The sequence below is a fragment of the Castellaniella sp. genome (genome assembly GCF_049651205.1).
GTDB lineage: Bacteria > Pseudomonadota > Gammaproteobacteria > Burkholderiales > Burkholderiaceae_B > Castellaniella.
The window spans coordinates 235,771-253,244 of sequence record NZ_JBASBR010000004.1 but is presented as its reverse complement, the minus strand read 5'-3'; the positions used below and the strand labels follow the sequence as shown (position 1 = coordinate 253,244).

General features: G+C 60.7%; 15 protein-coding genes. 7 read left to right on the top strand and 8 right to left on the bottom strand.

Features of this window, described 5'->3' with window-relative positions; genetic code table 11:
• Window positions 1-130: 130 nt before the first annotated feature.
• Both tsaB and WA928_RS02315 read left to right on the top strand, forming a co-directional pair.
• The gene (tsaB, locus tag WA928_RS02320) at window positions 131-1,375 is read left to right on the top strand and encodes a tRNA (adenosine(37)-N6)-threonylcarbamoyltransferase complex dimerization subunit type 1 TsaB (RefSeq protein WP_424299046.1); all 1,245 of its coding nucleotides are present in this window, start codon (window positions 131-133) and stop codon (window positions 1,373-1,375) included.
• On the top strand, window positions 1,372-2,295 hold the full coding sequence (locus WA928_RS02315) for a uracil-DNA glycosylase (RefSeq protein ID WP_424299043.1): 924 nt from the start codon (window positions 1,372-1,374) through the stop codon (window positions 2,293-2,295). Before tsaB ends, WA928_RS02315 begins: the two co-directional genes overlap by 4 nt.
• Here WA928_RS02315 and lplT read toward each other — a convergent pair.
• On the bottom strand, window positions 2,292-3,596 hold the full coding sequence (gene lplT / locus WA928_RS02310; RefSeq protein ID WP_424299040.1) for a lysophospholipid transporter LplT: 1,305 nt from the start codon (window positions 3,594-3,596) through the stop codon (window positions 2,292-2,294). The genes WA928_RS02315 and lplT overlap by 4 nt on opposite strands.
• Before the next feature lie 174 nt (window positions 3,597-3,770).
• Here lplT and smc point away from each other — a divergent pair, with 174 nt between their 5' ends.
• From smc to ligA, 3 genes are read left to right on the top strand one after another with little or no spacing between them, the layout of a single operon-like run.
• Entirely contained in the window at window positions 3,771-7,307 is a 3,537-nt protein-coding gene (smc, locus tag WA928_RS02305; RefSeq protein WP_424299589.1) for a chromosome segregation protein SMC, read from the top strand.
• Window positions 7,308-7,325: 18 nt separating this feature from the next.
• On the top strand, window positions 7,326-8,324 hold the full coding sequence (locus tag WA928_RS02300; RefSeq protein WP_424299037.1) for a cell division protein ZipA C-terminal FtsZ-binding domain-containing protein: 999 nt from the start codon (window positions 7,326-7,328) through the stop codon (window positions 8,322-8,324).
• Window positions 8,321-10,435, top strand: coding sequence for an NAD-dependent DNA ligase LigA (ligA, locus tag WA928_RS02295; RefSeq protein ID WP_424299035.1), 2,115 nt, complete (start codon window positions 8,321-8,323; stop codon window positions 10,433-10,435). Before WA928_RS02300 ends, ligA begins: the two co-directional genes overlap by 4 nt.
• On the opposite strand, the gene WA928_RS02290 is transcribed toward ligA, so the two are convergent.
• The 6 genes from WA928_RS02290 to WA928_RS02265 form a co-directional block, all read right to left on the bottom strand.
• Window positions 10,418-11,143 (bottom strand): type 1 glutamine amidotransferase, encoded by a 726-nt coding sequence (locus WA928_RS02290; protein ID WP_424299032.1) that lies wholly within the window; start codon window positions 11,141-11,143, stop codon window positions 10,418-10,420. The two genes, ligA and WA928_RS02290, sit on opposite strands and share 18 nt — an antisense overlap.
• Window positions 11,140-11,778, bottom strand: a complete 639-nt coding sequence (locus tag WA928_RS02285) for a 2-hydroxychromene-2-carboxylate isomerase (protein ID WP_424299029.1) — start codon at window positions 11,776-11,778, stop codon at window positions 11,140-11,142. Before WA928_RS02285 ends, WA928_RS02290 begins: the two co-directional genes overlap by 4 nt.
• Window positions 11,778-12,488 (bottom strand): ferredoxin--NADP reductase, encoded by a 711-nt coding sequence (locus WA928_RS02280; RefSeq protein WP_424299026.1) that lies wholly within the window; start codon window positions 12,486-12,488, stop codon window positions 11,778-11,780. Before WA928_RS02280 ends, WA928_RS02285 begins: the two co-directional genes overlap by 1 nt.
• Window positions 12,489-12,644: 156 nt before the next feature.
• Window positions 12,645-13,127: a YajQ family cyclic di-GMP-binding protein gene (locus WA928_RS02275; RefSeq protein ID WP_350379525.1), complete on the bottom strand. Its 483-nt coding sequence runs from the start codon at window positions 13,125-13,127 to the stop codon at window positions 12,645-12,647.
• Between the two features lie 87 nt (window positions 13,128-13,214).
• Window positions 13,215-13,541, bottom strand: a complete 327-nt coding sequence (locus tag WA928_RS02270) for a branched-chain amino acid transporter permease (RefSeq protein WP_350379523.1) — start codon at window positions 13,539-13,541, stop codon at window positions 13,215-13,217.
• Complete coding sequence (locus tag WA928_RS02265) at window positions 13,534-14,247, bottom strand: AzlC family ABC transporter permease (protein WP_424299021.1); 714 nt, start codon at window positions 14,245-14,247, stop codon at window positions 13,534-13,536. Before WA928_RS02265 ends, WA928_RS02270 begins: the two co-directional genes overlap by 8 nt.
• Before the next feature lie 187 nt (window positions 14,248-14,434).
• Here WA928_RS02265 and WA928_RS02260 point away from each other — a divergent pair, with 187 nt between their 5' ends.
• On the top strand, window positions 14,435-15,568 hold the full coding sequence (locus WA928_RS02260) for a GGDEF domain-containing protein (RefSeq protein ID WP_424299018.1): 1,134 nt from the start codon (window positions 14,435-14,437) through the stop codon (window positions 15,566-15,568).
• Between the two features lie 24 nt (window positions 15,569-15,592).
• Here WA928_RS02260 and WA928_RS02255 read toward each other — a convergent pair whose 3' ends face one another.
• On the bottom strand, window positions 15,593-16,378 hold the full coding sequence (locus tag WA928_RS02255) for a uracil-DNA glycosylase (protein WP_424299015.1): 786 nt from the start codon (window positions 16,376-16,378) through the stop codon (window positions 15,593-15,595).
• Window positions 16,379-16,555: 177 nt separating this feature from the next.
• Between WA928_RS02255 and WA928_RS02250 the strand changes: the two genes are divergently transcribed.
• Entirely contained in the window at window positions 16,556-17,446 is an 891-nt protein-coding gene (locus WA928_RS02250) for a DMT family transporter (protein ID WP_424299012.1), read from the top strand.
• The last annotated feature ends 28 nt before the right edge of the window (window positions 17,447-17,474 follow it).

Sequence of the window (17,474 nt, the reverse complement as noted above, 5' to 3'; positions counted from 1 at the left end):
GGCGGCCGCACCAGTGCTTATCACAAGAAATTACATAAGATGCGTTTAGTTGTGATCTGGATGGCAGGCCAGCCAAAGTTGGCAGGGTTGGGTGCGACGGGGCAGTGGTCTCCAGTAAAATGATGCAGCCATGGACAATTTTCATATTCTAGCGTTCGAAACCTCCGGCAACCAGTGTAGCGTTGCCTTGCTCTCGCAAATCGACGGACGCGTCAGTTTGCGCGCGGCCCAGCATGCCGGTCGTCAAGACCACGCCGAGCGCATCCTGCCCTTGGCACAGTCTTTGCTCGACCAAGCCAATCTGGCTCAGACGCAACTGTCTGCGGTTGCGTTTGGCCAGGGCCCAGGCGGGTTTACAGGCCTGCGGGTGGCCTGTGGCGTGGCGCAAGGCCTGGCGGTGGCTTTGGATATCCCGGTTCTGCCGGTTGACTCCCTTTGTGCCATTGCCATGCAGCAGGCCTCGGAGAACCCCACCGGCGTGCATCTGGTGATGCAGGATGCCCGCATGAACGAACTCTACGTCGCTGCCTATCAGTGGCAAGCCCCGGATTGGCTCACTTTGCAGGCACCCGCCCTTATTGCCCGCGCCGATGTCGCGGCCTGGATGGGGGACGAGTCTGCCATTTGGGCCATGCAAGCGGGAGGCGGCTGGACTGTGCACGGAGATGCGTTGGCTGTTTTTCCTGGCTTGGCCGAAGAATCCCGCCAGTTGGGCGCCCAGGTTGCGCCTGATGCGGTATCCGACCAAGTCTGGGCACATGCCTCCACCATTGCCCGGTTGGCTGCGCGTGCATGGCAGGCGGGTCAGGGGCTGGACGCCTCGATGGCCGCCCCTGCCTATGTGCGCGACAAAGTGGCCTACACCACACAAGAGCGCACCCGGGGCCTTGGGGGCAATCCGGCCACAGATGCCACGCAATGGTCGGTGCACGACATGAGCCTCTCTGATGTCGACGAAGTGGCAGCCATCGAGCGCCAGGTGCAGTCATTTCCCTGGACAAAACAAAATTTTCTGGATGGTCTGCAGGCCGGCTATCGGGGCTGGGTGGTGCGTCGTTTGGGTGCCATGCTGGGGTTTGCATTGGTGATGGATACCCCTGATATGGCCCATTTGCTTGTGATCGGTGTGCGGCCTGATGGTCAGCGCCGAGGGGTAGGGGCGGAGCTTTTGCGCTATTGCCTGGCGCATTGCCGGCAGGCTGGCCTGTCCGCCCTGACGCTCGAAGTGCGCCCCAGCAACACGTCCGCCATCGGGTTTTACCAAAAACACGGATTTCAGCAGGTGGGGTTGCGCCGCGGCTACTATCCGGCGGGCCATGGCGCCCGCGAGGACGCCTGGATCATGACCCTCACGTACCAAGAGACGCCCGCATGAAACCGCTGATCCACCCTGCTCAGGCCGCTTGGCTGGCTGAAATCGGCGTTGATCTGCATTGGCTGGATGTGCAGGCGCCGGGCACGCATCCAACCGTATCTGCGGCTGTTCCATCGGACGTAGCCGATGTAGCCGCTCCCTTGACCACTCCAGGCGCCGGTGATTCTGCCTCCAATCGCGCGGATGCGCGGCCGGATATCCAGGCGGGAGCTTTGGCCCAGGCAGCCACCGATTCCCTGCAAACGCTGACAGCCGACCTGAAAGTGCCAGGCCGCCAATCGCGCGTTCCCTCGCCCGAGGTTGCGCCCGTTGCGGCACCCGCCCAGGATGTTGCATTGCATGAGGCTGACCTCGCCCAACAGGCCAGCCTCGTGACGGCTTGTCAGCGGTGTCCGCGTCATCTGCAGCGTCTACGGGCCGTGCCCGGCGCGGGCGCCGACAAACCCCACTATCTGATTGTGGCCGAGCAACCCAGCCTGGATGACGAAATTGCCGGCAAGCCATTTCAGGGGGATTCTGGCCGCCTGTTGGCCTCCATGCTGGCAGCGGTACAGCTGCCCGATGCGCAGTCTGTGTATCAAACCTATGTCGTGAAATGCAGGGCGCCTGGTGGGGCCGAGCCCACACCGGCCGAAGTGGCCGCGTGCGTGCCATACCTGCAGCGCGAGATCGCACTATTGCAGCCGCGATGGATTTTGACTCTGGGGCGGGTGGCTGCGCAGGCGGTGTTGTCTACACAGGCCCCGCTGGATACCTTGCGCGGCAAGCTGCATACGCTTGGTCTTGAAGGCCGAACCATCCCGGTGTGGGTGATGCATCAGCCGGCGTCTTTGCTGGTTCGGTCGGCGCTCAAGGCAGAGGCCTGGCACGATTTGCTGGCCTTGCGTACAGCAGTAAACCAGCAAGCAGCCGGCGTTTAACGCAGCGCTGTACCGTGTTCGGTCTGGCCGATCATTTGCTCGAGCTGGGGGTTGGCTTTGTGGTTCAGGTGATTCCAACGGATGAACACCAGCATCAGGCAGGCCACCAATATGCCAAACAGGGCAATAATGCCGTTGATGGGCAGGCCCAGCCAAAGCATCAGGCTGTATACCGCCAGCATCAACAGGATATTCAGTTGCTCGTTGAAATTCTGTACAGCGATAGAATGCCCCGCAGACAGCAGCACATGGCCGCGATGCTGCAGCAGTGCGTTCATGGGCACCACAAAATAGCCTGACAGCGCCCCAATCAGCAATAACAGGGCATATACGGCAAACGGGGCGTATACCAACGGCATCATCAGCACCACCAGGCCCATGATTACACCCACGGGCAGCACGGATAATGCGCGGCGCAAGGGCACGCGGCCTGCCACTACCGCGCCAATAACCGTGCCAAATGCGGCAACGCCCATCAGCACAGAGGCCTGATCCAGGCGGTAGCCCAGATGCTGGGCGCCCCATTCGATGACGATGAACTGCAAGGTGGCACCCGCCCCCCAAAACAGGGTGGTGACGGCCAGGGAGATTTGCCCGAGTTTGTCGGACCACAAAACGCGTACGTAGGTAACAAAATTACGCACCAGGGCGGCCGGATGTTTCTCTTGGCGGGGGTAGTATGCGTGGGTGTCGGGAATGAGCAAATTGCAGATTGCAGCAGCCACATACACCACCCCGATAATCAGAATCGCGCACTGAGCCGTGTTACTGGCCAGGGTGCTGACCCAGCTGACGGACATCAGCCATTGGGAGACAGCGGGGCTGATCAGTACGCCGCCCAGCACGGTACCCACAATCACTGACAAGACAGTCAGGCCTTCGATCCAGCTGTTGCCCTTGACCAGGAGCTCGGGTGGCAGCATTTCGGTGACGATGCCGTATTTGGCCGGCGAGTACGCGGCAGCGCCTATGCCCACAATGGTGTAGGCCGTAAAAATAAGCGCCAACTGGTGGCCGTGATCCAGCCCAAAGGCCCCATAGCTGAACATCAGCAGGCAGCCGCCGGTTTTGAGGGCATTGGTGGCAAACATAACCCGGCCTTTGGGGAAAGAATCCGCAAAGGCCCCCACAAACGCGGCCAGCACGACGTAGGCCAGCGCAAACCACCATTTCATCATCGGCGCCATCCAGTCGGGGCCGCTGAGGTCGGCAATCAGGCCGATGGCTGCGATCAGCAAGGCGTTGTCGGCCACAGACGACAGCGCCTGTGCAGCCATGACCATGTAAAAGCCTTTGTTCAATCGCAGACCTCAAAGGAGTGGGAGGTGAGCCGCCACGTGACAGCGCAACGGTAAAATCGAGTTGCAGTATAGCGGGTTGCGAAGCCTCACCCAGCACGTAGTCTGCAGTTTGGCGTGGTTTGGTGCGTTATCATACGCTGTTGCGACTTGCCAGCAGCTTGTCTGCCCTCCATCGTGCGCCTTACGCAGATCAAACTCGCCGGGTTCAAGTCCTTTGTGGACCCAACCGTGATTCCCACACCCAGCGAACTGGTGGGCGTGGTGGGCCCCAATGGCTGTGGCAAATCCAACATCATCGATGCCGTGCGCTGGGTGTTGGGCGAATCCAAGGCATCCGAACTTCGCGGCGCTTCCATGCAGGACGTGATTTTCAATGGCTCGGGCCAACGAAAACCCGCTGCGCGGGCTTCTGTCGAGCTCGTCTTTGACAACAGCCAGGGCCGGGCGGCAGGGCAGTGGTCTTCTTTTGCCGAGATCGCTGTGCGCCGCGTACTTACACGCGACGGTGCCAGCAGCTATTTCATCAATAATCAGGCGGTGCGCCGGCGTGACATCCACGATATCTTTCTGGGTACAGGCCTGGGGGCACGGGGTTACGCCATCATCGGCCAGGGGATGATTAACCGGCTCATCGAGGCCAAACCCGAAGAACTGCGCATTTATCTCGAAGAAGCCGCGGGGGTATCACGCTACAAAGAGCGCCGCCGGGAAACCGAGAACCGCCTACAGGATACCCGGGAGAACCTCACCCGCCTGGACGATATTCTGCGCGAACTCTCTTCCCAGCTCGAAAAACTGCAGTCTCAGGCGCAAGTGGCAGCTGATTACCGGGCACTGCAAGCTGAAGGCGAGCGCAAGCAACATGCCTTGTGGCTGCTGCGCGAACAATCCGCACGCGAGAGCCGGCAGACCCTGGCCGTGCAAACTGAGCAGGCGCAAGCCACGCTTGAAGCCTCGGTGGCCCGCATGCGCGCGACAGAATCTGCCCTCGAGGCAAAGCGCCAGCAGCATCTAGATGCCGGCGAAGCCGTGCACGCAGCCCAGGGCAGGCTTTTCGAAGCAGGCGCAGAAGTCAGCCGGCTGGAGGCCGAGATCCGGCACGTGGTGGATTCCCGACATCGTCTGCAGGCCCGCCGGGCGCAATTGCAGTCCCAGGTGCAAGAGTGGGGAGATCAGCAAACCCACAGCCAGTCGGCTATCGAGGCGCTCGAGCAGCAAATCGAGGAAGCCGAGGCGCAGGCAGAGATCCTTGCACAGCAGGCGCAAGTGGCCCTCGAAGGCTTGCCGGCGCTGGACGGGCAGTTACGCACACTGAATCAGAAACGTGAAGACGCCCGGCGCATGCTGGCTCAAACCGAGCAGGCCATTGCCCTGGCTGCACAATCACAGCGTGATGCCGATCACCAGTGGCGTGCGCTGGACACCCGCCGTGAACGCCTGCAGGCAGATCATCAGGCTCTGGATCGGCCCGACCCGGCTGCCAAAGAGCAGTTGCTGGGCGCTGCCCGGATGGCAGAATCCCGTCTCGAAGAAGCACAGGGGCGTGTGCTCGAACTCGAATCGCAGTTACCCGGGATCGACGCGGCCTTGCAACAGGCTCAAGAGGCCGCGCAGGCTGCCCGCCTGTTGCTGGAGCGCCTGGAAGCACGGCGTCAGGCGCTGGTTGCCCTGCAAGAAAAAATCCAGTCCGAGGATGCACTCGAACCCTGGCTGCAGCGCCAGGAGCTGCATGGGATGGCACGACTTTGGCAAGGCCTGCAAGTGGATGCCGGCTGGGAGTCCGCCCTCGAAGCGGTCTTGCACGAGCGCATGAACGCGTTGGGTGTGCGCACGCTGGATCATCTCTATGCTTTCGAGCAGGATCCACCACCGGCCCGGCTGGCGTTTTATCAGACGCCGCCTTCACCTACGGATGTTGATGGGGGGGCGCCGCCCGACGCCGTGCCTCTGCTGTCGCGGGTAAGCATCCGGGACGCTGCCTTGCAGCCCTTGTTGGTCCGTTGGTTGCATGGGGTGTTTTGCAGCGACAGCCTGGCCGGCGCACTGGCGCGCCGGGGCGAGCTCGCGCCTGGCGCTGTATGGGTTTTGCCAGCGGGGCATCGAGTGGATGCCGGCAGTGTGCGGTTTTATGCAGCCGATTCCGAGCAGGCGGGTTTGCTGGCGCGCCAGCAACAGATTGCTGATCTTGCCAAGGAAATCCGGGCTGCTCAGCTGATGTCCGATCAAGCGCTCGATGCCCATGCGCGCAGCGACAGCGATCACCGATCCTTGCAGCAGGCACTGCAGTCCGCGCGCCAGCAAATTGGCGAGCGCATGCAGGCTCATCATGACGCCCAGCTTCAGCTCAGCCAGTTGGAGCAGCAACTGGCTCGTTCGGATGAACAGGCCAGCCGTCTGGAGCGCGATCTGGCCGAGCTGCGAGAGCAGCAGTCCGGGCTTGAGACACGTCGGGACGAAGCGCAGGCCCGGTTTGAAACCCTGGATGAGCAACTGGCCGTGCAGCAAGAAGCACAGGCCGGACTCGATCTGCAGGCCGAGGCCTTGTTTGGACAAGCCGAAAACGCCCGCCAGCAGGGCCGTCAGCACGAGACCGCGGCGCAAGAGGCTGGCTATACCGTACGCACCTTGCGTCATCGCCTCGAAGAAACCCATCGCACGCTGCAGTTGGCCGCTGAGCAAGCGCGCCGTTCGGGTGCCGAGCTCGAATCCTTGCAAGGCGAGCTCTTCGATCTGGACGAATCCGTGGCGCAAACCGGCTTGCAAGATGCACTAGAATCGCGGGCCGCCTGCGAAGAAAGCCTGCGCGAAGCACGGATGCGCCAGGATGAATTCGCCGCGACACTGCGTCAGGCGGATGAAAGCCGTCTGACGCTTGAGCGCGAGCTTGACCCATTGCGGGCACGGATCACCGACTTACAGCTCAAAGAGCAGGCCGCCCGTTTGGCTGTCGAGCAATATTCCGAGCAACTGGACGCCCAGCAGGTGGATCGGCTGGCACTACAGCGCTATGTGGCCGAGCAGCCGGCGCAGTGGCAGCAGCTGGGCTGGCTGCAGGCCGAGGTTCAGCGGCTGTCCAGGCAAGTGGATGCCCTGGGCGCAGTCAACCTGGCGGCGCTCGACGAGCTCAAGGCGGCCCAGGACCGCAAAGGTTTTCTGGACAGCCAGCGGGCCGATCTGCTCTTGGCCATCGACACCCTGGAGACTGCGATTCGCAAGATCGACCGCGAGACCCGAGAGCTTCTGTCGCAAACCTTTGATGCAGTCAATCAGCACTTTGGCGAGCTTTTTCCGCAGTTGTTTGGAGGTGGCGAGGCTCGCTTGACCATGACGGGCGACGAAATCCTGGATGCGGGTGTCCAGGTGATGGCACAACCGCCGGGCAAGCGCAACAGCACCATTCATTTGCTGTCTGGCGGCGAAAAAGCGCTGACTGCCACCGCATTGGTATTTGCTTTGTTTAAACTAAACCCGGCGCCATTTTGTCTGCTGGATGAAGTCGACGCCCCGCTGGATGATGCCAATACCGAGCGCTATGCACGCCTGGTAAGCGGCATGAGTCAACAAACCCAGTTTCTTTTTATTTCGCATAATAAAATTGCCATGCAGATTGCCCGTCAGCTGATTGGTGTAACCATGCAAGAACAAGGGGTGTCACGCATCGTGGCGGTCGATATGGATTCTGCCTTGCAGTGGGCTGCAGACGCAGCCTGAGCACAGAATGAGGTCTTTATGAGTGATTTGCAGGTATTACTGATTTCTATTGGCGCGGCTCTGATCGTGATTGTGCTGCTGTATAACGGCTGGCAGGAATGGCGGGCCCGGCGCAGCATGCGTGCCACTGTGCCCGAGACCGATCACGATATCCTGCTGCAGGATGCGCCCTCGCGCCGCGAGCCAGGCCTGTTCGATGCCGAGCCTGCTTCGGCGACGGCTGACGATCTGTCCGACATCGACGCCACTTGCGAGGCCGTCATTGATATCGCTTTTGCCCATCCGGTCGCCGGAGACTCCCTGACTCAGGTGGCTGCGTCCATTACTCGTGCCGGTAAAAAGCCTGTGCGCGTCTTTGCGCAGCGCGAGGGCGGTGGTCATCGCATGGTGATTCGTCCCGACGAATCCTATGTCGCACTGCAACTGGCCGTGGTGGTGGCCAACCGGTCAGGCCCACTGACCGCAATCGAATGGTCCAACCTCTGGACGCTTGCGCAAAATGTCGCCGAGCGGTTTGATGGGCAGATCGAAGCCCCCGAGCAAGAAGCCGTACTGCGGCAGGCGGTGGATCTTGATGCCCGCTGTGCTCCGATGGACGCCCAGGTGGGGTTGATTTTGCAGTTGTCGGCGCCACAATCGCCGCAAGCAGTGGCTGATGCGGCCGCCGAGGCTGGCTTTGTACCGTCGCGCGGGTTGTGGGCCTGGATGGCCGAAAACGGCTTGCCGCGCTTCGTGCTGCAGATCGAGCAACCCGCATCCGATGCCGGGATTCACCGGATTGATCTCGTGCTGGATGTCCCCAACAGCATCCCCGATGATCAGGCCTTCAGCCGGATGGTGGCGGTAGGGCGCGATCTCGCGCAGCGCCTGGATGCCCATGTGCTGGATGATCAGGGCCGCACGTTTCAGGATGCCTCCGCGTCGCCCATCGACCAGCAAATCAGCTCGCTCTACGACCAACTGGATCAAGCCGGGTTTCTGGCAGGCACCGAACGCACCGCCCGAGTATTTTCGTGAGCCTGGATCCACTGTTTGAGCGGCTGCAACAGCTGCGGGAAGACATCCGTTCGGCCAATCAGCAGTATTACGTTCAAGACAGCCCCAGCTTATCCGACGCCCAATATGATCGCCTGATGACAGAGCTGCAGGCGATTGAAACTGAGCACCCTCAATGGATTACTCCAGATTCTCCAACCCAGCGGGTGGGCGCCACGCCATCCGGGCATTTTGCCCCTGTGCGCCATGCCGTGCGTATGTTATCGCTGGGCAATGCCTTCGAAGCGGCAGATATCGAGGCCTTTGACGAGCGCGTGCGCGCGACGCTGATAGAGGCAGGCCTGTTGGCGGCTGCTGGGCCGACAGCAGCTCAGGCCAGCCTTTCTTTGGATTCAGATGCTGCCGCCGTGCGGGATGCATCCCTTGTGGAGTACGTGGCCGAGTACAAATTTGATGGCTTGGCGGTCAACCTGCGCTATGAGGCCGGTTTGCTGGTGCAGGCAGCCACCCGGGGCGATGGCTCCAGTGGCGAAGACATCACATCCAATATCCGCACCTTGCGGTCTGTGCCGCTGCGCTTGCGTGGTACCGAAGTGCCGGCCGTGGTGGAAGTGCGGGGCGAAGTGTTGATGAACCGGGCCGACTTTGAGCGCCTGAACCAGCAGCAACAGGCCCGTGGCGACAAAGCTTTTGTCAATCCGCGAAACGCGGCAGCGGGTAGCTTGCGGCAGCTCGATCCCCGGATTACCGCCCAGCGCCCCCTGCGTTTCTACGCTTATGGCTGGGGGCAAATCCGGGATGAGGCCGGCCGCGATCTCCAGCCCCATGACACGCATGCGGCGATGCTGGATTGGCTTGGTCAGTTTGGCTTCGCCGTTAGCCCGGGCCGCCAGTGTTGCCGGGGGGCCGGCCAATTGCTGCAGTTCTATGAAGCAGTGGGTGTACACCGCAGTCAATTGCCCTACGACATCGATGGCGTGGTCTACAAAGTCAATCATCTGCGTGCGCAGACTGTGCTGGGATTTGTGGCACGTGCGCCGCGCTTTGCCATTGCCCACAAGTTTCCGGCACAAGAAGAAACCACGCGGCTGCTGGGCATTGACGTGCAGGTTGGGCGCACCGGGGCGCTAACCCCTGTGGCACGGCTGCAACCTGTATTTGTAGGCGGCGTGACGGTTACCAATGCCACCTTGCACAACGAAGACGAAATTCGCCGCAAGGATATCCGCATCGGTGACACCGTCATTGTGCGGCGGGCGGGCGATGTGATCCCCGAAGTGGTCGGCCCGGTGCTGGATCTGCGCCCGGCTGAGGCGCCGGTGTTTGATCTGCTGGCCGTGTGCCCCGTGTGCCCCGAGTGCGGCTCGGCTGTCGAGCGGCCTGAAGGCGAAGCCATTACGCGTTGCACGGGCGGCCTGTTTTGCCCGGCGCAGCGCAAGCAGACCCTGTGGCATGCGGCCAGCCGCAAGGCCCTGGATATTGATGGCTTGGGAGACAAGCTCATCGAGCAACTGGTGGATGGTGGCCGCGTGCATACCTTGGCCGATCTCTACACGCTCACGGCGCTTGAACTCTCCACTTACCCGCGCATGGGTATGAAATCCGCCGAAAACCTCGTCCAGGCCATAGATGGCAGCCGGCGCCCGCCTCTGTCGCGTCTGTTGTATGCACTGGGTATCCGCCATGTGGGTGAAACCACTGCCCGAGACCTTGCCCGCCATTTTGGCAGTCTGCAGGCGGTGGTTCAGGCCGATGAGGATGCGCTGTTGCAAGTGCCCGATGTTGGGCCTGTGGTTGCGGCATCGGTCAGCCGTTTTTTTGCTGAAACGCACAACCGGGATGTGTTGGCCGCATTGCAGGCGGCTGGAGTAGAACCGCAGCAAGAGGCGGCACCAGCAGGTGCCCGTGCCCTGGCCGGCAAAACGCTGGTGCTTACAGGTACATTACCCACGCTCAGCCGCGACGAAGCCACGCAAAGAATCCTGGCGGCAGGCGGTAAGGTAAGCGGCTCGGTGTCTGGCAAAACTGCATGGGTAGTGGCCGGCGAGGACGCCGGCAGCAAGCTGGCCAAGGCCAGATCGCTGGGCGTGCCCGTGATTGATGAAGCGGCTTTGCTAGCCTTGTTGTCCTGATTTTGCCCGAGCAATAAAGTTGAGGATCCAGTGGGCCAGCAGTTGGTCGTGCACGGCCAGTTTCAGGCTGTGCCGTGCCGCCAGTACGCGTTCGGCGCCAATGCGGTCGCGCCGGAAATTGGCCAGATCAGACACATAGGCACGGGTGAACTCGGGGTGGCCCTGGATGCCCAGAAAATGCCGGCCAACCTGCATCATGTATATCGGACAAAAGCTGCTGCCCGCTAATATCTGGCCCCCGGGCGGCAGCTCGGATACCTGATCCTGGTGGCTGGCCAGCAGCTGCAGATCTTCTGAGTACCAGGGGCTCATCCAGGGTTGTTTCTCTTGCACGGTGGTGGCATAGGCACCCAGGCCCCAGCCCATGGGGCTGCGCGCCACCTGCCCACCCATGGCGCGGGCCATCAGCTGATGGCCAAAGCAGATACCCACCAAAGGTTTGTCTGCCTGCCAAAGCAGGCGCATGAAACCCGACAAGGTACGAATCCAGTCGAAGTCGTCGTTGGCGCTGCATTTTGAGCCGGTGGTGATCCAGCCGTCGTGTGCGTCTGTGGAGGAGGGGGTTTCGCCCTGGTGGCAGGCATATACCGTGAAGTGTGTCCTGGGGTCTGCTGCCAGTAGCAGGGTCTGGATCATGTCCGGGTAGTTGCCATGCCGTGGCTGGAGTTCGGGGGCAACGTCATCACATTGCAGGATGCCGATATTCATGCCGCGCCTCCGGCGGAAGCGCTTGTTGCGGTATTGGTGGCCGCCCAGCGCCGGATTATGTCAAAGTGATCAAACCCCCAGAAAGGCTCGTCGTCGATGATGATGAAGGGTGAGCCAAATACCCCGCGGGCCAGTGCCGCCTCATTGGATTGTCGCAGCAGGGTCTTGATGGCGTCCGTGGCGATCGCATCGGCGATAGGAGTGGGGTCTTCACCCAGATCGGATGCCAGCTGCAAGGCGCTGCTGGCGTCGCTGATGTCCATGCCCTGGGTGTAGTACGCCTGAAATACTCGGTGCGCGTAGCGGACAGCCAGTTGCGGATCGGACTTCTGCAGATGCAGCATGATGCGTGCCGCCGCCACGGTGGCAACCGGAAACGGACTGGGCAGCTGAAACGGAATTTGGTGCAGGCGTGCCGTGCGGTGCATGTCGTGTCGCGAGTACTCGCCCTTTAGGGGGATCTGCACCAGTGGCGCCGAGCCCATCGCCTTGAACATGGGGCCCAGCAGCACGGGATGCCAGTGCACCGAGCGTTTCAGGTCGTGTGCAAGAGCCTCTATTTGCGTGCTGGCAAAGTAGCCGTACGGCGATGAGAAATCGAAATAAAAATCGATAGGAGCCAGTGTGTCCGCCATCAGTAACCCTCAAATTCTTCTGTCCGGATATTGTCTTCGTCGCTGCCCAGCTCGATGAGCAGCGCCCGCATGGCCTTGACCATCCCTTCCGGCCCGGCCAGATAAAACCGCGGGGAGTGGATATCCGGCACGTGTTTGCGAATCAGCGTGGCGTCGACGTGGCCGTGCTCGGCCGCTTCTGCGGAGGCCTGGGTGTACACCGGCACAAAACTGAAATTCTTGTGTGCCTGTGCCAGTTGCTGAAGCTCTTGCGTATAGGCGGCTTGTGCCGGGGTGCGGTTGGCATAGATCAGTGTCAGTGCCTGCTCTGTGTGATCGTGCAGGGCCTGCACGATCATGCTACGTACCGGCGTGATGCCGATGCCGCCAATGATAAAGACGGCGGGTACGGTTTGGGCTTTGTGCAGGGTGAAATCGCCAAAGGGCGCAATCAGCTTGAGCGGTGTGCCGTCCGGGGTGGCCTTGAATGCATTTTTAAACGGGGTGCCCCGCATCCGGGTGGCCACCACGATGTGGGGCTCGTAGGCGGCATTCACAAACGAAAACCCGTGGATGCGGTCTTGTTTTGGGGTGTCATCCGCACTGGGGAGTTTAACGTCACAAAACTGCCCGGCGCGGATCTCTAGCCCCGCGGGTTTTTCGAGCGTGAATTCCATCGTGCCCTCAGCAATCTCTTTTTTGCCGAGCAACTTGACGTCGTAGGTCGTCATGGCTTGCCTCTTGTCGATAAGGTCGATCACAGTCTGTGTTCTCGTCGTACTGGGCGGAACGTCCAGAAACAGTATAGGTCGATGACAGCCAACGGGTGCGCTTGCTGCGGATGGCACCGGGGTTATCTTGCGGATGCCGGGCAGCAAGGCGACGGTTCAGTCACGAAAGTTTTGATATTGCAGTGGGAGGTCGACGTCGGTCTTGCGCAGCAGGGCGATCACCTGCTGAAGATCGTCACGCTTTTTGCCCGAAATCCGCAGCTTGTCGCCGTTGATCTGTGACTCGACCTTGAGCTTGGCCTGCTTGATGGCTGCAATCAGTTTTTTTGCGGTGGCTTGCTCGATCCCCTGGCGAATGGTGACCTTTTGCCGGGCGCCACCCAGGTTTTCGAGGGGATCGGCGGGTTCCATGCAGCGCACATCAATACCACGGGCCGACAGCCGGCCGCGCAGGATATCCAGCATCTGCTTAAGCTGGAAAGCACTGGGGGCCGATTGCGACACCACGTATCCGTCCAGTTCAAAGCGTGCATCCGTGCCCTTGAAATCGAAGCGGGTAGAGAGTTCACGATTGGCCTGATCCACCGCGTTGGTGAGTTCGTGTGTGTCTACTTCGGAGACAACATCAAAGCTGGGCATAAAAGCATCCTCGAAAAACGGTGATTCCTGGATTGTATCGGTGTGCGGAATTGGCAGGAATGTTGCCAGGGCCGCAGCATTGCGGACTCACAGTGCGCGCAACACCATATAGGCGGCGGTGCCTGCTGCAATGCTGGTCAGGGCGTGCCGGGCACGCCACTGCAGGATGATCACCACCAGCACTGCACAGGCTTCTTGCCAGGGCCAGGGCCCTGCAGGATTATGACGCGCCTGACCAACCATGGTGTCCAGCAACAGCAGGGCCATGATAGAGAGTGGCAGCGTATTGCCCAGTTTGTGCACCCAGGGCTGACGCCGCAGCCATTGGCCTCCGATAAACGGCAGGGCGCGCAGGCCCACTGTGATGGCTGCCATGGCCACAATCGCCAGCACAACGTAAACCGTATCAGCCATGAGAATGGCCTGAAGGATGCGTAGACGGTGTTGCTGTGCGCGGCCGGCGCCAGGCGGCCACGATCAGGCTCAGGGCAATGGCCACGGCCAGCGCTTGTGCGGGCATCAGCAGCCAGGCAATGCCGTATGCCCCCAGTGCCGTCCATAAGGGGATGATATCCCGGCGCGTGCGCCATTGTTCGACTGCCAGGACGGCAAACAGGGCCGCCAGGGCAAAATCCAAGCCTTCCAGCCCCAGTTGCCCGCGTGCGCCCAGGATGGCGCCTATTGTGGTTCCCAGGATCCACCATCCGTGGTTGAGTGCACACACCAGCGCCATGCGCTGCGCCTGTTGGGGCCCTGGCAATGCTGTCAGCACCGAGTAGGTCTCGTCAGTGAGCGCAAAAATACTGTACCAGCGCTGCGGGCGCGAAGCGGGCATGTGATTGAGCAGCGACAGCCCGTAAAACACGTGGCGCAGGTTGAGCACCAGGGTAGCCAGCGCGATGGTGCTTAAGGGCAGGCCGGCGACCAGCATGGGCACCATCATGAATTGCGCAGCACCCGCATAGACCAGCACGCTGGATGCAATGGCTAGCCAGGCCGGCCCGCCCGCCTGGACAAACAGAAATCCAAACACGGCACCCAACGGCACATAGCCCATTGCCACTGGCGTGGTGAGGCTGGGGACAGACAAGGAAGAGGGAGTAGGTGAGGATGAAGCCATACGTTTTGGGAAATACGGTTTGCACCGCATCAGTTGCCGGGGCCTGAGGTTTTCGGCCTCGGGCTTGGGGATAACACTCAGAAGCCGATCCGCCGAAAAGGGGACGGCCAAGCAGCGAACCGATATCATAGCGGTTACCACGTATTTCAAAATTATTCAGTGATGTAATGCGGGCTTTGTTTTAATCATGCACTTTGACTCAGCAACTCTGCTGCTTGTTTCTGCCTTCATCCTGTTTCTGCTGGGTGGGCTTATGTTCCTGGCCGCTTTCCAGGGGCGTCGAGAGCCAACTCTTTGGTGGGTGGGTGCCAGCATGTGGTTGTCGTGCGGTGCCTTTTTGCTGGGAATCACCCGTCAGCATCCAGAATATCTGGCCTGCTCGGTCATTGTAGCCAACACCCTCCTGATTTTGTCTCATGCCGGCCTCTGGACGGGTTTGCGGCTGTTTCGTGGCCGCAAGGTGCTGTGGTTCGCCTTGCTGGCAGGGCCTGCTATTTGGCCGATCCTGGGCTTATGGCCGATGTTTATGCAGGATGTCGGCCTCCGGGTGGCGGTGTATTCGGTTTTATGCCTGGTGTATCTGCTGGCTGCTATCCGCGAAATCTGGCCAGAGTGGCGTGAACATCAGTCAGCCATTTCACCCTTGTTGGGGTTTCTGGTGTTGCATGCTTTGTTTTACGCCTACCGGATCCCTCCTCGTACCTTTCAAGATCATATCTGGGCAAACTGGCCGGAGTTTGCCTTGGTGATGTTTGAAGGCATCTTTTTTGTCGTGGGCCTTTCCTATAGCGTGCTGATGGCGGTGCGGGCCCGGGCCGAAGACAACTACCGTTACGCAGCCTTGCATGACGTCTTGACCACGCTACCCAATCGTCGGGCACTGTTTCATCAGGGGGCCGTGCTGCTGCAAGAGGCCAGTGCCCATCACGCGGATATCGCTGCCCTGATGTGTGATCTCGATCATTTCAAGCTGATCAACGACCGCTTTGGTCACGAAACCGGAGACCAGGTGTTGATCCGCTTTGCCCGGGTGCTGCGTGAGGTGGTTGGTGAAGAAGGTTTTTGCGCCCGGCTGGGCGGCGAGGAATTCGTCGTTTTGGTTCCTCACACGGGGCGTCTGGGTGCAGAACAATGGGCGCAGAAGATTCGATCCGGCCTGGCGGCATGCAGTGCACAGCTGCCCAGCCCTCTGACGGTCAGTGTAGGAATCGCCTGTGCTTCGGGTATGCCTGTCAGCCTTGATCGCCTGCTGGCGCAGGCAGATCAGGCCCTGTACCTGGCCAAGGCGGCTGGGCGCGACTGCATCCGCGTGTGGCCGTAACCCTGATCCTAGTATCCCGTCCGGCTAGCCGCCGTAGCCAGGCGCTGCCTCTGGTGTCTTTTGCAGTTGCCAGTTGATTCCGGGCTCTCCCTGGGCTTGCAGCCAGGTGTTGGCATCACGAAAATGCTGACATCCAATAAAAGGTCGGGGTGGCCGCATGGCTGATAGCGGCGAAGGATGGTTGGCAGTCAGTACCTTCACCGGCCCGGCAGGTGCCTGCATTTCCAGTAGTTTCTGGCGTGCCTGGGCGTGGGCCCCCCACAGTAAAAGTACTTTTGGACGAGGTTCGCGCAGCGCCCGCATGATCAATGCGTCGGTGATGTGCTCCCAACCTTTTTTGGCATGCGAGCCCGGTTGGTGCGCCTCTACGGTCAAGGATGTGTTCAGCAATAAAACGCCTTGGCGGGCCCAGCGCACCAGACTATTGCGCGGTGGCTGCTCTGGCACGCCATATTCCAGCGCCAGTTCTTTAAATATATTGCGCAGGCTGGGGGGTGTAGGGCAAAAATCGGGCACCGAAAACGCCAGGCCTTGCGCCTGATTGGGCCCATGGTAGGGATCTTGTCCGACGATGATGACCTGCACCGCCTCGGGTGGGGTTTCGATCAGGGCCCGAAACGGCCGCAGTGGAAAAATCTGTGCGCCGTCTGCCAGGCGTTGCGTCAGAAGCGTATCCAGTTGCGCCACAATCCGGTGCAGATGAGGTGCCAGCAATACCGTGCGCCATTCGGTGGGCAGTGCTTGTATCTGTTCGTCCAGGCTGCCCTGGAAGGCATTCAGAACATCGGTGTTAGGGGCGGGTGTGCTCATGCGGTTTTTTTGTGGCCTGATGTGGCAACATGCAGGAATGCTTGTCAGGCTGAGGTTTCCAGATCGCTTAAAGCAGTACAGTTTACGCTGCCCCTGCCCAATAACACTGGTGATCCCGCCGTCCGGCGCGTATGGTGTCACCTTTGTCCAATTATCCTGGTGTGGAGAGCCTTCCTTATGCAGCAATCAAGCCGTGGCTGGATCAATGGGGCCCTTGGGGTGGCTATTTTTAGCGGCTCTTTGCCTGCCACACGTGTGGCGGTGCTGGGCCTGGATCCCTGGTTTCTCACTGCCGCGCGTGCGGCGCTGGCCGGGATCCTGGCCTTGATCTTGCTGGCGCAACATCGCCAGCAACGGCCTACTGCTGCCGAGTGGCGCACGCTGGTATTGGTGGCACTGGGGGTAGTGGCAGGCTTTCCCCTGCTGTCTGCCCTGGCGCTGCAAACCATTACCTCAGCGCATTCCTTGGTCTTTATTGGCTTGCTGCCCTTGTCCACGGCCTTGTTTGGCACCTGGCTGAGCCACGAGCGCCCCTCGCGGGCTTTCTGGATGTTTGCCGTGCTGGGTGCGCTGGCGGTGATGGGGTTTGCCTTCAGTCAGGATGGTTCAGGTTCATTGCTGGCAGATGCTTGCATGGTGGGTGCCATCGTCAGTTGCGGATATGGCTATGCCGAAGGCGGACGGTTGTCACGCCGGCTGGGTGGCTGGCAGGTCATCTGCTGGGTGCTGGTGCTGTCACTACCCATCAGCATCCCGATGGCGTGGATCTGGGCGCCGGTGCAGTGGGCCAGCGTGCCGTGGTCGGCCTGGGGCGGGCTGGGGTACGTGGCGGTATTCAGCATGCTGGTTGGCTTCATCTTCTGGTATCGCGGCCTGGCGTTGGGCGGCATTGCGGCAGTGGGCCAATTGCAGTTGCTGCAGCCGTTTTTAGGTCTTGTGCTGTCAGCCTGGTTGCTGGATGAGTCGGTTACGCCGGCAATGGTGGGTGTCACTGCGTTTGTGGTGGTGTGCGTGGCGGGTGCCAAATATACTGCTGCGGCGCCTGTGGCGGTTGAAACCAACGCCTGAAACGCTGAATACATAGGTCAGATATGTG

Bases quoted from the DNA above. Each gene is read 5' to 3' on its own strand.
- tsaB (WP_424299046.1), top strand. From the start codon at position 131: ATGGACAATTTTCATATTCTAGCGTTCGAAACCTCCGGCAACCAGTGT.
- WA928_RS02315 (WP_424299043.1), top strand. From the start codon at position 1,372: ATGAAACCGCTGATCCACCCTGCTCAGGCCGCTTGGCTGGCTGAAATC.
- WA928_RS02300 (WP_424299037.1), top strand. From the start codon at position 7,326: ATGAGTGATTTGCAGGTATTACTGATTTCTATTGGCGCGGCTCTGATC.
- WA928_RS02290 (WP_424299032.1), bottom strand. From the start codon at position 11,143: ATGAATATCGGCATCCTGCAATGTGATGACGTTGCCCCCGAACTCCAG.
- WA928_RS02285 (WP_424299029.1), bottom strand. From the start codon at position 11,778: ATGGCGGACACACTGGCTCCTATCGATTTTTATTTCGATTTCTCATCG.
- WA928_RS02280 (WP_424299026.1), bottom strand. From the start codon at position 12,488: ATGACGACCTACGACGTCAAGTTGCTCGGCAAAAAAGAGATTGCTGAG.
- WA928_RS02275 (WP_350379525.1), bottom strand. From the start codon at position 13,127: ATGCCCAGCTTTGATGTTGTCTCCGAAGTAGACACACACGAACTCACC.
- WA928_RS02270 (WP_350379523.1), bottom strand. From the start codon at position 13,541: ATGGCTGATACGGTTTACGTTGTGCTGGCGATTGTGGCCATGGCAGCC.
- WA928_RS02265 (WP_424299021.1), bottom strand. From the start codon at position 14,247: ATGGCTTCATCCTCACCTACTCCCTCTTCCTTGTCTGTCCCCAGCCTC.
- WA928_RS02260 (WP_424299018.1), top strand. From the start codon at position 14,435: ATGCACTTTGACTCAGCAACTCTGCTGCTTGTTTCTGCCTTCATCCTG.
- WA928_RS02255 (WP_424299015.1), bottom strand. From the start codon at position 16,378: ATGAGCACACCCGCCCCTAACACCGATGTTCTGAATGCCTTCCAGGGC.
- WA928_RS02250 (WP_424299012.1), top strand. From the start codon at position 16,556: ATGCAGCAATCAAGCCGTGGCTGGATCAATGGGGCCCTTGGGGTGGCT.